Consider the following 11,977-nt stretch of genomic DNA (forward strand, 5'->3'; position numbering starts at 1 on the left):
ACGAGGAGGGGTGCCGGAGTGGCCGATCGGAACCGCCTTGAAAGCGGTCGCTGGGTCTACAGCTCAGCCGCGGGTTCGAATCCCGCCCCCTCTGCCAGTCCCGCGAAGCGGTGTCGCAGAGGGCGCCGATTCGGGGAGGAGCTTGCGACGGAGTCCCGCCCCCTCTGCCAGTCCGCGAAGCGGTGTCGCAGAGGGCGCTGGTTCGGTTTCCGATTCGTCGAAGTGAGTCACCCATGAGTCTGCCCGAGAGCTCGGTCTACCGGTTGGGGCGCGGCCCCGCGCTCGTCGCCACCGGTGTCCTGACGATCGCGACCGGCGTCCTGGTGTTCGCGGCCTTCCTGATGGCCGACGACGCCACTCCGCGCCTGATCGGCGCGGTCGTTCTCGGTGTCCTGGCGGCGGCGTCGGTGCTCCTGGCGGCCCGGTTCGCGCTGCGTCCGCCATCGGTGATCCGCCTGGACGCGACGGGATTCACCGTGGCGAGGCCGCGGGTGCGCGCCGCCTGGAAGCAGGTCGACGACGTGGCGCTCGACTCCGCGGGCTTCCTCGTGCTGACGGGCGAGGGCACCGCACGGGTCGAGCTGCGGCTGCTGGATCCCGATGCGCGGCAGGTGCTCGTTCGGGAGGTCTACGACCGCCTGAACACCGCACACGGCTACACGCGCTTCGGCTGATCGGTCCGGCCGGGAGGCCGATTGGTCCCCACGGCTGCGTGGCCGGTATCGTGGCCGGGTTGCCACCTCCGGGCGGCGACGAGGAGATGTCGCATAGTGGCCTAGTGCGCCCGCCTGCTAAGCGGGTTGAGGTTTAAACCTCTCGCGGGTTCAAATCCCGCCATCTCCGCCATCGACCACAGCCCCGCAGCGCGCCTCGCTGCGGGGCTGTGGTGATTCTGGGGCTCGTCGGTGTGCGGAGGAGCGGGGCACACGCGAGTGGCCCATCTCTGCCGTCAGCTCCGGACTCATGTAATGCCCCCAGTTTCCGTCTCAGGCTGAGTGGGACTTTGCAGCCGAGTTGAATGCCGCTAACCGACGCACACCTGTTGGGCGTATGAGAGCGACGCGGTGAGGATGGCTTGCTCCTCGGCGTTGCCTTCGTAGTCGGTGTCTTTTTCGACGATGGCGCGGAGGGTCTCGTTGCTGAGGTCTGAATCGTCGAGGACTTGAGCGGTGCAGTCGGCGATTTCGCTGGGGACTTGGGCGAAGGAGTCGGGAGAGCGCAGGGCCGAGGCGAGGTCGTCTCGGCTTGGTCGACCACCGGAGCAGGCCGTCGTTGCTACGAGCACGGCAGCCAGCATCGTCGCGGTGGCGGCAGTTCGCATGGTGCTCCTCCTAGTTCTTTCGGATGGTTTCCACAGGTTTGATGAGATTTTACTGAGCAGAAGCTGAGTCTGACCTTAGTCTTCGGCTCATTGTTCACGCACAGGTTCGCGCCGGTGCTGAGTTGGGGGAGTCTCGGGTGAGCGTGTCTCGTCGCGTGCGTGTGGTTGCTGCCATGGTGTCGGGTTCGTTGGCGGCCAGTCTGCTGGTGTCGGCCGTGCAGGCAGATCCAAGTCTTGATCTGCCCGATCCCGTGGCCCCGGAGGAGTCTCTGGCCCAGGTCGCGCCTCTGAAGTCCGAGGAACTCGTCGCAGAGCCTGCGCCGGAGGTGCCGGTGGGTGAGTTCGAGGTTCCTGTGAAGGAGGCGGTCCCGGATGAGGACCGAACCCCGAAGGATCTGCTGGGCGCGCTGGAGTCTGACGATCGCTCGCAGGACTGGGCCGAGGATCTCGCCGATGCCAAGGTGCTTGAGCGGGACGAGCTGTCGACGACCTATGACGTAGGAAATGGGCAGCGTGCTACCGAGCTATCGTCGGCCCCGGTCAACGTGCAGTCATCCTCGGGGAAGTGGGCCCCGGCATTGCCCTTCGCGAACTACTCAGGAAGTTCATGGGGCGCACGTTCGAAAGCCGCCGCGATCGCAAAGGCGAAGCAAGTCGCGAGCCGCACAAGGGGAGAGTATCGAGGACCGTGTAAGGCAGGAAATCACTGTCATGTGGACTTCTTCAACGGCCGCGGAGAACTCAAGCACACCATTCACATTCGCTGGAAGAAGTAAACGACGATGAGTAAAGTGCGAATTCGGTTGATGGGTGACCGCCTGAAGGACGAGAAAGGCGAGGACTATTGGATCGTTCGAACCGACACTTACGGATGGGATCTCAGCGCGCTAGTAGCGCAACTTGATGGCGATCCGCGAGTACTAATTCACAACGCCGACCTATCGCTCGAGGACATGGGTCAAGTGAAGGTCTCACGCTTTAACGGGGTCATCTCTGGCTTGAGCGGCCGAGGGTACGACTTGACGTTCTACAGAGGTGCATCTGGCGAGATCGTGGTACTTGAGGAACGTCACTGATCTGGCTTGTTCCCATCCGTCGGCGATGGGCGTCACTGAGCGGTGATCCTTGAGGCCGTGCAGGAGCTTGGCTTGAGCTCGAGGCGTAGGCGGAGACCAAGAACCAGTTGGCGTACCGCAAGGCGACGGTCCGGTCGAACGGAGTGCCATGTGCGCTACTGGAGTGGGGAACCGAAAGAGCGCAGAGTCTCGTCGCGCAGCTCTGCAAGACCCGCCTCTCCAGCCCCGCCTGCCGAAAGACTCATTCACCGTTTGGGCAGTTGCAAAGCCGAAGATCGATGAAGACGCCGTGGCTCGAGCGATTCGTGTTGCCTTGAGTGACCTGGGTGACCAGGACTCGGATCAGCGCGCAGCGTGAGCCTCGAGCGCATCGTGCCGCAACAGGTACTTCCGGATCGCCGTGCCGCTGCGCTCGTAGTGCTGGCCGATCTGGTTCAGCGTCCACCCGGCAGCTTGTAGCCCCACGATGGTCTCGAGCTCGCTGTCTGGTAGCCCGTGCTTTGCGACTCGGAGTTCAACGCCGGCGTCGACGAGCCGTTTGATGATCGTCTTGTCATCGACCTTGTACTTCACCGACAGCGCATAGACCGTCCTGCCTGCCAGGTACGAGGTGACGATGTCACTTGCTTGCTGGCGTGTCAGGTGGCGTCGAACCAGTCGCTCTCCTGCTCGTGACACCGGTGCTTCGGAGACTTCCGGCACGCCACGGACGACGACTTGGGACACTCGGTCCCAGAGAGTTTGGTTCCAACCTTGTGTCAGTTGGGCCGCCATCGATCACAGCCCCGCCGCGTTCTTCGCTGCGGGGCTGTGGTTGTTCTCGGGCACGGCGATGTGCGGAGGACTAAGGGACGGGCATCCTGGGCCCGCCGCTTCAACGAGATGAGTCGGATGGGAGCCCTCGTCGTGTGCGAGCGCGGGAAGGCTCGCCGGCGTTCCTCTCACGATCCGACGCCGCGTCGCCCCGGGGCATCCACTCGCCGCGCCAGCCCCTCACTCGTCGGTAGAGCGGTTCCGTTCGCGGAAGCCCTGGGCCAGGTCGACGACGCCGAAGAGGGCCAGCACCACGCCGAAGGGTCGGCCGGTGAACCAGGCGAACTCGGCCTCGGGGAAACCGATCGCCAGCACGGCACCGACGAGGACGAGCAGGGAGCCGGTGAACAGGTGCATCGAGGCGCTCATGGGCCCAGCCTAGAAGCCCGGCGACTTGGTGGCATCGGCCGAAGGTCGGTCGGGCGCCGGCCGGAAGTGGGGGACGGGAGCGCGACTCCCGCGACCCTCGGCTAGCCTGCCGGAGGGAGAGGAAGACCGACGAGGACCCGATGACGACGCAGCGCACCTGGCGGTGGTTGGCCCTGTTCGTCCTCGTGGACCTGGTGCTCGTCGCGGTGATGTTCCGCCACGTCTCCGGCGACTCCGAGGATGCCTCGTCGACCTCGGTGGCGACCGCGCCGGGTGAGTCGGCCGAGGTGGTCGATCCCGCTCCGGCGGCCGAGACCGTCGCCGGACTCGTGGAGGCCACCGAGGACCTCACCGTGTGGGGCGCACGCGGCTCGTGCGGCAGCGGGTCGCCGGTCGTGCTCACCCGGGACGATGCCGGCGTCCGCGAGGAGCTCGACCCCGGCATCACCGAGCTGCTGCGGCTAGACGTCAACGACGCCGGTGACGTCTACGTGATCGGAGCCGACGCGGACTGCCAGCCGCTCGAGCTGCTCCTGACCGAGGGCGCCACGGCCTGGATCGACCCGCCTGGTCCGATCCGTCGCTGGCACCTCACTCCCGGTGACCCGACGACCCTCACGACCCCTGTGGGTGTCGTGGATCCCGGTTGCGCGCCGGTCTCGTTCGTCTCGGACGACGCGGAGGGACTGGTCGGGTGCGCCGACGGCCGGATCCGCACGTCGGACGACGACGGAGCCACGTGGGAGGGCGACGTCGCCCTGGAGTCGCTGCGGAGCGTGGTGCGCGCCGGAGACGACGCGGTGGCTCTCGCCCCGGCTGAGGACTGTGCCGTCGGGTCCTACCGGGTCGCGGCGGGTTCGGCGGCGTTCTCGGGGTGCGTCCAGCCGGAGGAGAGCGAGGGGCTCACGCTGCTCGCCGCCAGCGGTGGCGGCTACGTCGCTGTGGTCGGCGAGGAGCTGATCCGCTCGACTGACGGCAGCACGTGGGAGCCGGTCGGGAGCTAGGAAGGGAACGGGGTCTCGCTCCCCCAAGGACTTCGTCCTGGGAGGTACCCCCACGGGTTCGGGCGCGGCCGCCCTCACCCACTCGACCAGCGCGGTGGTGCCGTGGGGTGGTTCGTCGGGCGCGGCCGCCCTCACCCACTCGACCAGCGCGGTGGTGCACACGACCGCGCCCGCCGTTCGTCGAGGACGAACGGCGGGCGCTGGTGGTGCTGGGGTCAGCTGGCCTTCTCGGCGGCCAGGTCGCTGACCGGCGCCTCGGCGCGCTCGCTCATGAGGATGGTCTTCGAGCGGACGCGGCTGCGGCGGTTGATCATGGCCTCGACCTCGAGGTAGGTCATCGGCTTCTTGAGGTGGAGCACGATGAACACCGTGGAGAACAGGATCGACAGGTCGAGGCGGAAGGAGTAGCCACGCAGGGCGGCCCGGCAGTAGGCCGTCTCGATCGTGAGGCGCTCGTCGTCGGTGAGCGCCTGGCGTCCGACGAGCTGGGCGGGACCGGTCAGGCCCGAGGGGGTCAGGAAGCGGTCGTCGGCGTGCGGGAACTCCTCGCGGAGCAGGTTCTGCACGTTCTCGGGCAGCGGGCGGTTGCCGATCAGCGACATGCGGCCGCTGATGACGTGGACGAGCTGGGGGATCTCGGTGAGGCCGAAGCGCTCCAGCAGGCTGCCGATCTTGGTGTAGAGCGGGGAGTCCGGCGGGATGTTGAGGAAGCGGACCTGGCCCTCGACCGGGACGGTGTCGCGGTTGACCATCTTGTCGGCGTTGCGCACCATCGTGCGGAACTTGACGACCTTCATGACCTGGTCGACCGAGACGCGACGGTTGGACCGGTAGTAGACCGGGCGGCCCTCGCTGAGCAGCACCGCCAAACTGGCGACGAGCAGCACGGGGACCCACACGACCGCAGTGAGGGCGATGAGAGTCAGGTCGAGTAGACGCTTGCGCTTCATGGTCTTGCCTCTTGTCGATCGGGGGTCGAGGTGAGGTCTGACGACAGTGTCAGGGTCGGCGTCCCTGAGGGGCGCACGACATGGACAACGAGCGACATGGCCCGAAGTGCCGCCCAAACTTTTGCGTCGGTGCCGACGATGGTCCGACGGGGTTTGCGAGCGGCCTCCGCGAGCAGGCGACGCGCCACCTTCTCGAAGGTCGACGACAACCGGTCCGACAGGCCAGAACGGTCGGCGGGCGCGATGATGCGCCCGGGGTAGACCACCGAGACGCTCACCCGGGAACCGTGACGCAGCGCGATGCGGTCGAGATGCTCCTCGGCCAGGTTCTTCCACCCGCCGTAGAGGCGCCGGTCGGGCGTGGGGGCCAGCGCGATGACCGACGAGACCAGCACGACTCGCACCGATCCGGTGGTGGCCGCCACGATCGCGTCGATCGTGGCGAGCTCGGCCACGAAGCGCTCGGCGTCGTCGGGGCGCGGGTCCTCGGGATGGATCGGCCCGAGCGCGCACACGTGCACGACCAGGTCAGCGGTGCCGGCCACCGCACCAGCCGCAGCCGCGGCGAGGACCACGCGGGCGCCCGTCGTGCCGGCGAGGGCCTCGGCGTCCCGCTCGTGCCGGGCGACGGCCACGACGTCCTGGCCGTCGAGCCGCGCCAGCAGCGTGGCTCCCAGCTGGGTCCGGGGGCCGACGACGACGTGCACGGGGGAGCTCATCGGGCGTCCTGGATGTCGGTGAGCAGCGTCTCGAAGCGGTCGATGCAGCGTTCGGCGGTGAACTCGTCCTCGGCGAGCGCGCGGCTCGCGACGCCGACCCGCTCGCGGCGCTCGGGGTCGCCGAGGATCTCGGCGACCCAGGCGCCCGCGGCCGGCAGCGACGCGGACTGCGGGGTGAAGACCGCGCCGCCCGCGCGCTCGACCAAGGTCGAGGCGGCGTTCTCGAGCGGCATCAGGCCCAGGACCGGCCGGCCGGCGCACAGGTAGGAGAGCGTCTTGGACGGCACGGAGAAGGCGCCGGCGCGCTGGTCGAGCAGCACGAGCAGCACGTCGCCGGACCCCAGGACCTCGGGCAGGCGGTCGTACGGCTGGTACGGCAGGAGGGTGACGGGGACGTCGAGGCGGCGCGCCTCGTCACGGATCACGTCGGCTGCCGGGCCCTCGTTGACGACGACGAGCTCGGCGTCGACGCCGAGCTCGCGCACCTGCTGGGTCAGCGCCACCAGCAGCGACGGGTCGTGCTTGAGCCCGAGCGTGCCGGAGTACAGCAGCGTGAGGGTGTCGTCGACGCCCTGCTCGACGGCCCAGTCGTTCTTGCGCTCGACGGGCACGATCTCGTCCAGCGGCGCCCAGTTGGGGATGACCGTGACCTTGTCGGCGGTGCCCCACTTCTCGTGCACCGGCACGAACGCGTCGGAGATCGCGACGACCGCGACGGCGCGGCGCGAGCACCACTTCTCGGCGATCTCGAAGATTGCGGACACGACGGTGAACCCGCGCGAGAGCTTGTCGCCCGCGAACGACTTCACGGCGACGGCGTAGACGTCCTGGTGCCACAGCACCCACGGGATCCGGATGAACAGCATCGCGACGGCGAAGATCACGAGCGTCGGGATCTGAACGTTCGACAGGACGGCCACGTCGGGCCGGTGCGAGCGCACGTGCCGCACGAGCTCGATGCCGAGCCGGATCTCCACGACCAGACGCTTGGCGAAGCGCAGCTTGTCGAACACGAGTCCGTCGCCGATCGTCTCGAACACGATGGTCTCGCCGGGCTCGGCCACGAGGGCGCCCTTGCCGGAGACGTAGGCGTCGCAGCTGGAGTGCACGACGTCATGGCCCCGTCGGGCGAGCTCCCGGCTCAGCTGCACCTGGAAGGGATGTCCACTGAAGTCGTGCACGAGCAGTCGCACGCGGTGCCTCTTTCCTCGTGTCCGAACCGGTCAACAGTGAGAGCAACGACTCGGAGCATCCATCGTTATGAGGCTCGTGCGGTGAACCGTGCCAGAGGTCGGCTGGGACGAGGCGACCGACCTGATTCGAGGAATGCGCAGCGCCTGGGCTAGACTCTCGGAGTCCTCGCGCCGCGTGCGCGGGACGGGCGCCCGTAGCTCAACGGATAGAGCATCTGACTACGGATCAGAAGGTTTGGGGTTCGAATCCCTACGGGCGCACCAGCACGAAGGCCCGCCGCCCCGGAACTCCGGGAGCGGCGGGCCTTCGTCGTTCGACCTGCTCAGGCCGGTGTCGGACTGCGCTGCAGCGGGGCAGCCATGGCGTGATAGCCGCCGTCGACGTGCAGGATCTCGCCCGTGACGGCCCGCGCGAGGTCGGAGAACAGGAAGCACGTCGCATCGGCCGTGGGTTCGGTGGCGTGGGGGTCCCACGCCAGCGGTGCGCGGTCGGACCAGGCGTCGAGCAGGGCGTCGAACCCGGGGATGCCGCCTGCGGCCCGGGTGTGGATCGGACCGGCGGCGACGAGGTTGGCGCGGATCCCGAGCTCCCCGAGGTCGCGGGCGAGGTAGCGGTTGAGCGCCTCGAGGCCCGCTTTGCACACGCCCATCCAGTTGTAGACCGGCCAGGCTCCACCGGCGTCGAAGTCGAGCCCGACGAGGCTCGCACCGGATGCGGGCGCCAGCTGGCGCAGCACGTCGGCGAGATCGGCGTACGAGACGGTGCTGGTGCGGAACGCCCGCTCGAGGTCCGTGGGGTCGACTCCCAGCATGGAGCCTGACAATGCGGCGCGGGGGGCGAACGCGATGGCGTGCAGCGCTGCGTCGAGTCGCCCGAACTGCTCACCCACGGACGCCACGAGCTCGGTCCCCGAGCCCGCCTGGGTCACGTCGTACGGCAGCACGGTGTCGATGCCGAGCGCCGCGGCTGCTTCCTCGGCCCGCTCGAGGTCGCGGTGGAGCGCCGTGAGCACGACGTCGGCCCCCAGGTCGCCGGCACGTCTGGCCACGCCGTACGCGATGCTGCTCGTCGTCACGACTCCCGTGACGAGCACGACCTTGCCGGCCAGCAGTGCCGCGCTCATGCGAGCATCCCGGCGATCGCGTGGTACAGCGGGATGCCGACGACGATGTTGAACGGAAAGGTGAGGCCGAGCGACATCGTCAGGTAGCGCGACGGCAGCGCCTCGGGGATCGCGTGGCGGGCTTCGGCGGGCACGACGATGTAGGAGCCGCTCGCGGCGAGCACGGTCAGGAGCGTGAGGTCGCCGACCGACAGGCCCGCGATGGTGCCGAGGATCAACGCCAGGGTCGCCCCCAGCAGCGGCATCATGACGGCGAAGCCGACCAGGAAGAGCGGGATGCCCCGGACCTCGCGGATCTGCCGCGCGACGACCAGGCCCATGTCGAGCAGGAAGAACGCCAGGAGCCCCTTGAACAGGTCCTCCAGGAGAGGCGCCATGGTCTCGCCATCCGTCGCGCCGGACGCGGCGCCGATCACCAACGAGCCGGTGAGGAGCAGGAACGTGCCCTCCGTGAAGGCGCTGCGCAGGACGCCGCTGACGCCGGTGGGGAGCGCGTGGCTCGCCTCGCCCGCCGGGGTGTCAGCGCCGCGCGTCGTGCCGGCAGCGGGAAGGGCGTCTCCTCCCGCGGCCGGGGTCCCGGCGTGGCTAGGCACCGGTGCCGCCACGCGGCGACGCGACCGGACCCAGGTGGCGAGCAGCACGGCCATGATCACGGCAGGCGTCTCCATCATGACGAGGGCGACGGTCATGTGTCCGCCGGCCTCGTGGCCGCGTGACGCCACGTACTGCGAGGCAGCCACGAACGTCACCGCGCTGACGGATCCGTACGTGGCGGCGATGGCGGCGGCGTCGAACGCAGAGACGCGCCGGCACAGGACCCGGTAGCCGAGCAGCGGGATCGCCACGGCGATCAGCACCGCGAGGCCCATGACCGTGACGCCGGTGCCGGTGAGTCCGGTCTCTGCCAGAGCCTGACCGCCCTTGAAGCCGATCGACATGAGCAGGTACAGCGCAAGGAACTTCGTGACGGCGGGTGGCACCTCGAGGTTCGATCGCACGGCGCCGGCGAGCAGTCCGAGGACGAAGAAGAGGATCACCGGGTCGGTGAGGTTGCTGAGGGTGTCGAGATCCACGGGAGCTCCTGGGTCGGGGGCGCGGGCCCGACGCGGACGAAGGACCACTTACGGGAAGCAGATTACCGGTAATGTAATGCCGGTATAGCGAACGTGAGCAAGGCCACCTGCCCGCTAGGCTGGTCGCGTGACGACGGCCCGCCCCCCGTGGACCTTTCTCAGCAACCACGGGCACGTGCTCGTTCTCGTCGCGCGCGAGCCCGGGATCCTGCTCACGAGCCTCAGCGACCGCGTCGGCATCTCCGAGCGTGCGGCGCGCTCGATCCTGCGGGACCTGGAAGAGGCGGGCTACCTGTCGCGCACCAAGGTCGGACGGCGGAACCGGTACGAGGTGCACCCCGACGGTCCGCTGCGCCACCCCGAGGAGTCCCGGACGATGGTGAGCGACCTCCTCGCAATCTTCGGCGACTGAGGTCCGGCTCGTCCGGCGACCCGGCCCCGGGTCGGTGCGGGTCCGAGCCACGCCGGCGCACGGAGCACAGGCAGGCTCACGGTAGGTGTTCGCGGAACCACGTGGTCGTGCCCGCCGGCAGGTGCTTGAGCTTGGGGCGTTCGTTCAGGGGCGTCACGAAGAGCGCTGCGTCGTCCGGCAGTGCCCACTTGATCTCGTGGTAGACGCGCGACAGCGACTCGGTGCCCTCGACCGCGACCAGGTCGTCGGCCAGCACCCGCAGCTCGGTCCACGGGCCGAGCAGGTCCGCAGGGATCGGCTCGGACGACCACGCCAGGTAGATCGTCGTGTCCACCATGGTCTCCTCGGTTGTCGGTGCCTCCTGCCATCGTGGCCGCATGGGCCAAGATCTCACGATGGCCTTCGTCGGCACGCGCGCGATGTACGAGCGGGTCGGGTTCGAGGTCGTCGGCCAGACCGACGCCGTCGCCTCCAAGATGCCCCGGCTCGTCATGCGGCGCACCCTCTGAGCCCGGAGCTCAGCCCGGCAGGAGGCCCTCGACCAGGTCCGTCACGATCTGGTCAAGGTCGGTCTCGGGGTCGATCGAGACCGTGAGGCGGTCGAGCGCCAGGCCGTCCACGGCGTAGTGGAACAGGGCGATCTGGCGGGCGCCACCGGGGAGCCCGGCCGCTTCGTGGTAGGCGACGTCGCCCCGAAAGCCGGCCAGGAGGGCCTGGTGCATCAGAGCCGACACCTCGGGTCGGCGTGCCGCCTCGAGGCGCATCTCGAACCACGCCAGGGTCACGTCCCGGTCGGCCAGCAGGCGGCGCAGGATGTCGCGCAGGTGCTGGGTGAACGAGTCGCGGCCGGGCGGGAGCGCTGCCAGGCGTTCGAGCGTCGCGGCGTCCGGCGTGAGTCGCTCGACGATCCGCTGCAGGAGGCCCTCGACGAGCTCGGCGCGGGAGCGGAAGTAGTTCGAGGTGGTCCCGGTGGGCAGCCCGCTCGCCCGATCGACGGCCCGGTGGGTGAGTCCTCGTGACCCCTCACGCGCGAGCACCGTGATGCCGGCGTCAGCGAGCTGGTCGCGACGCGAGTCGTTGCGGGCCATGGGACCAGCCTAGCCGAACCACGACAGATGTTGTAGTTTGATCGAGTACGACACCTGTAGTGAATGGAGCACCCATGCGTGAGCTGACCTACTACGTCGCGGTCTCCCTCGACGGGTTCATCGCCGGGCCGGGGCACGACGTCAGCGGCTTCCTGTACGAGGGCGACCACGTCGAGATGATCGTGCGCGACTACCGCGACACCCTGCCGAAGGTCGCCCTCGACGCCCTGGGCCTGACGGCCGCCGGCGACCGGTTCGACACGACGTTGATGGGCTGGGCCACCTACGCCGCCGGCTTCGCGCACACCCGCGACCCGTACCCGCACACGCGGCAGTACGTGTTCTCCCGTTCGCACGCTCAGGCCGAGGCGCCGCCCGGCATCACGGTGACCCACGCCGACCCGGTCGACCTCGTTCGCGAGCTCAAGGGCGAGCCAGGGAGCGGCATCTGGCTGTGCGGAGGCGGTGACCTCGCCGGTCAGCTGATCGACGAGATCGACCGGCTCGTGCTGAAGGTCAACCCCGTCGTGCTCGGGGGCGGCACGCCGCTGTTCGACGGCACCTCCGGCAGCCGGCCGTGGGAGCTCGACGTCAGCACGCCCTACGCGAGCGGCGTCGTCGTCAACGAGTACCGGCCGAGCTGACGCTGCAGACGCCGTCAGCCCGGTCGTCGAGTGCGTCCTGAGGAACGAGCCGGTCAGCCCGGTCGTCGAGTGCGTCCTGAGGAACGAAGGACGTGTATCGAGATGCTGCCCGCGTGACCGTGAGCGGTCGGAGCCGCCGGTCGCGACGGCTGCCTGCACCTGACCCGGTCTCGATACGCCGCTCGCAGAGC

Annotated in this window: 16 protein-coding genes and 3 tRNA genes; 9 read left to right on the top strand and 10 right to left on the bottom strand. The window is 68.9% G+C overall.

The annotated features are described in order from the left end of the window. Nucleotides 1–4 precede the first annotated feature (4 nt). From KAG51_RS01745 to KAG51_RS01755, 3 genes are all read left to right on the top strand, one after another. Nucleotides 5–97, top strand: a tRNA-Ser gene (locus KAG51_RS01745). Between the two features lie 136 nt (nt 98–233). Further along, nucleotides 234–674, top strand: a complete 441-nt coding sequence (locus KAG51_RS01750; RefSeq protein ID WP_290579981.1) for a hypothetical protein — start codon at nt 234–236, stop codon at nt 672–674. An 82-nt stretch (nt 675–756) separates the two neighbouring features. After that, a tRNA-Ser gene (locus KAG51_RS01755) sits at nt 757–846 on the top strand. Between the two features lie 178 nt (nt 847–1,024). Here KAG51_RS01755 and KAG51_RS01760 read toward each other — a convergent pair. Further along, a complete protein-coding gene (locus KAG51_RS01760) occupies nt 1,025–1,321 on the bottom strand; it encodes a hypothetical protein (RefSeq protein ID WP_290579983.1) in 297 nt (98 codons plus the stop codon). Nucleotides 1,322–1,458: 137 nt separating this feature from the next. On the opposite strand from KAG51_RS01760, the gene KAG51_RS01765 reads away from it, so the two are divergent. After that, complete coding sequence (locus KAG51_RS01765) at nt 1,459–2,097, top strand: hypothetical protein (protein WP_290579985.1); 639 nt, start codon at nt 1,459–1,461, stop codon at nt 2,095–2,097. Nucleotides 2,098–2,739: 642 nt separating this feature from the next. Here the strand turns inward: KAG51_RS01765 and KAG51_RS01770 are convergent. Next, nucleotides 2,740–3,123: a hypothetical protein gene (locus tag KAG51_RS01770; protein ID WP_290579987.1), complete on the bottom strand. Its 384-nt coding sequence runs from the start codon at nt 3,121–3,123 to the stop codon at nt 2,740–2,742. 267 nt (nt 3,124–3,390) lie between these two features. After that, nucleotides 3,391–3,579 carry a hypothetical protein gene (locus KAG51_RS01775; RefSeq protein ID WP_290579989.1) on the bottom strand — a complete coding sequence of 63 codons (189 nt, stop codon included), beginning with the start codon at nt 3,577–3,579 and terminating at the stop codon, nt 3,391–3,393. A 140-nt stretch (nt 3,580–3,719) separates the two neighbouring features. Here KAG51_RS01775 and KAG51_RS01780 point away from each other — a divergent pair, with 140 nt between their 5' ends. Beyond that, nucleotides 3,720–4,583: a hypothetical protein gene (locus KAG51_RS01780; RefSeq protein WP_290579991.1), complete on the top strand. Its 864-nt coding sequence runs from the start codon at nt 3,720–3,722 to the stop codon at nt 4,581–4,583. A 215-nt stretch (nt 4,584–4,798) separates the two neighbouring features. Here KAG51_RS01780 and KAG51_RS01785 read toward each other — a convergent pair whose 3' ends face one another. From KAG51_RS01785 to KAG51_RS01795, 3 genes are read right to left on the bottom strand one after another with little or no spacing between them, the layout of a single operon-like run. Beyond that, complete coding sequence (locus KAG51_RS01785) at nt 4,799–5,533, bottom strand: sugar transferase (RefSeq protein ID WP_290579993.1); 735 nt, start codon at nt 5,531–5,533, stop codon at nt 4,799–4,801. Beyond that, nucleotides 5,530–6,252 (bottom strand): hypothetical protein, encoded by a 723-nt coding sequence (locus KAG51_RS01790; protein WP_290579995.1) that lies wholly within the window; start codon nt 6,250–6,252, stop codon nt 5,530–5,532. Before KAG51_RS01790 ends, KAG51_RS01785 begins: the two co-directional genes overlap by 4 nt. Further along, nucleotides 6,249–7,445, bottom strand: coding sequence for a glycosyltransferase family 4 protein (locus tag KAG51_RS01795; protein ID WP_290579997.1), 1,197 nt, complete (start codon nt 7,443–7,445; stop codon nt 6,249–6,251). The genes KAG51_RS01790 and KAG51_RS01795 overlap by 4 nt, the downstream gene beginning before the upstream one ends. A gap of 188 nt (nt 7,446–7,633) precedes the next feature. Here KAG51_RS01795 and KAG51_RS01800 point away from each other — a divergent pair. After that, a tRNA-Arg gene (locus KAG51_RS01800) sits at nt 7,634–7,709 on the top strand. 59 nt (nt 7,710–7,768) lie between these two features. Here KAG51_RS01800 and KAG51_RS01805 read toward each other — a convergent pair. After that, nucleotides 7,769–8,569 (bottom strand): SDR family oxidoreductase, encoded by an 801-nt coding sequence (locus KAG51_RS01805; protein ID WP_290579999.1) that lies wholly within the window; start codon nt 8,567–8,569, stop codon nt 7,769–7,771. Then, nucleotides 8,566–9,642 (bottom strand): sodium-dependent bicarbonate transport family permease, encoded by a 1,077-nt coding sequence (locus KAG51_RS01810; RefSeq protein ID WP_290580001.1) that lies wholly within the window; start codon nt 9,640–9,642, stop codon nt 8,566–8,568. Before KAG51_RS01810 ends, KAG51_RS01805 begins: the two co-directional genes overlap by 4 nt. A gap of 127 nt (nt 9,643–9,769) precedes the next feature. On the opposite strand from KAG51_RS01810, the gene KAG51_RS01815 reads away from it, so the two are divergent. Beyond that, entirely contained in the window at nt 9,770–10,054 is a 285-nt protein-coding gene (locus KAG51_RS01815) for a winged helix-turn-helix domain-containing protein (RefSeq protein ID WP_290580003.1), read from the top strand. 76 nt (nt 10,055–10,130) lie between these two features. On the opposite strand, the gene KAG51_RS01820 is transcribed toward KAG51_RS01815, so the two are convergent. Next, complete coding sequence (locus KAG51_RS01820) at nt 10,131–10,388, bottom strand: hypothetical protein (RefSeq protein ID WP_290580005.1); 258 nt, start codon at nt 10,386–10,388, stop codon at nt 10,131–10,133. 43 nt (nt 10,389–10,431) lie between these two features. On the opposite strand from KAG51_RS01820, the gene KAG51_RS01825 reads away from it, so the two are divergent. Then, the gene (locus KAG51_RS01825; protein ID WP_290580007.1) at nt 10,432–10,563 is read left to right on the top strand and encodes a hypothetical protein; all 132 of its coding nucleotides are present in this window, start codon (nt 10,432–10,434) and stop codon (nt 10,561–10,563) included. A gap of 9 nt (nt 10,564–10,572) precedes the next feature. Here the strand turns inward: KAG51_RS01825 and KAG51_RS01830 are convergent, their stop codons facing one another. Further along, on the bottom strand, nt 10,573–11,142 hold the full coding sequence (locus tag KAG51_RS01830) for a TetR/AcrR family transcriptional regulator (RefSeq protein WP_290580009.1): 570 nt from the start codon (nt 11,140–11,142) through the stop codon (nt 10,573–10,575). Between the two features lie 74 nt (nt 11,143–11,216). Here KAG51_RS01830 and KAG51_RS01835 point away from each other — a divergent pair, with 74 nt between their 5' ends. Beyond that, nucleotides 11,217–11,786, top strand: coding sequence for a dihydrofolate reductase family protein (locus KAG51_RS01835; protein WP_290580011.1), 570 nt, complete (start codon nt 11,217–11,219; stop codon nt 11,784–11,786). The last annotated feature ends 191 nt before the right edge of the window (nt 11,787–11,977 follow it).

The organism is Aeromicrobium sp. (assembly GCF_023146395.1).
Taxonomy (GTDB): Bacteria; Actinomycetota; Actinomycetes; order Propionibacteriales; family Nocardioidaceae; genus Aeromicrobium.

Bases quoted from the DNA above. Each gene is read 5' to 3' on its own strand.
- KAG51_RS01750 (WP_290579981.1), top strand. From the start codon at position 234: ATGAGTCTGCCCGAGAGCTCGGTCTACCGGTTGGGGCGCGGCCCCGCG.
- KAG51_RS01760 (WP_290579983.1), bottom strand. From the start codon at position 1,321: ATGCGAACTGCCGCCACCGCGACGATGCTGGCTGCCGTGCTCGTAGCA.
- KAG51_RS01775 (WP_290579989.1), bottom strand. From the start codon at position 3,579: ATGAGCGCCTCGATGCACCTGTTCACCGGCTCCCTGCTCGTCCTCGTC.
- KAG51_RS01780 (WP_290579991.1), top strand. From the start codon at position 3,720: ATGACGACGCAGCGCACCTGGCGGTGGTTGGCCCTGTTCGTCCTCGTG.
- KAG51_RS01785 (WP_290579993.1), bottom strand. From the start codon at position 5,533: ATGAAGCGCAAGCGTCTACTCGACCTGACTCTCATCGCCCTCACTGCG.
- KAG51_RS01790 (WP_290579995.1), bottom strand. From the start codon at position 6,252: ATGAGCTCCCCCGTGCACGTCGTCGTCGGCCCCCGGACCCAGCTGGGA.
- KAG51_RS01805 (WP_290579999.1), bottom strand. From the start codon at position 8,569: ATGAGCGCGGCACTGCTGGCCGGCAAGGTCGTGCTCGTCACGGGAGTC.
- KAG51_RS01825 (WP_290580007.1), top strand. From the start codon at position 10,432: ATGGGCCAAGATCTCACGATGGCCTTCGTCGGCACGCGCGCGATGTAC.
- KAG51_RS01830 (WP_290580009.1), bottom strand. From the start codon at position 11,142: ATGGCCCGCAACGACTCGCGTCGCGACCAGCTCGCTGACGCCGGCATC.
- KAG51_RS01835 (WP_290580011.1), top strand. From the start codon at position 11,217: ATGCGTGAGCTGACCTACTACGTCGCGGTCTCCCTCGACGGGTTCATC.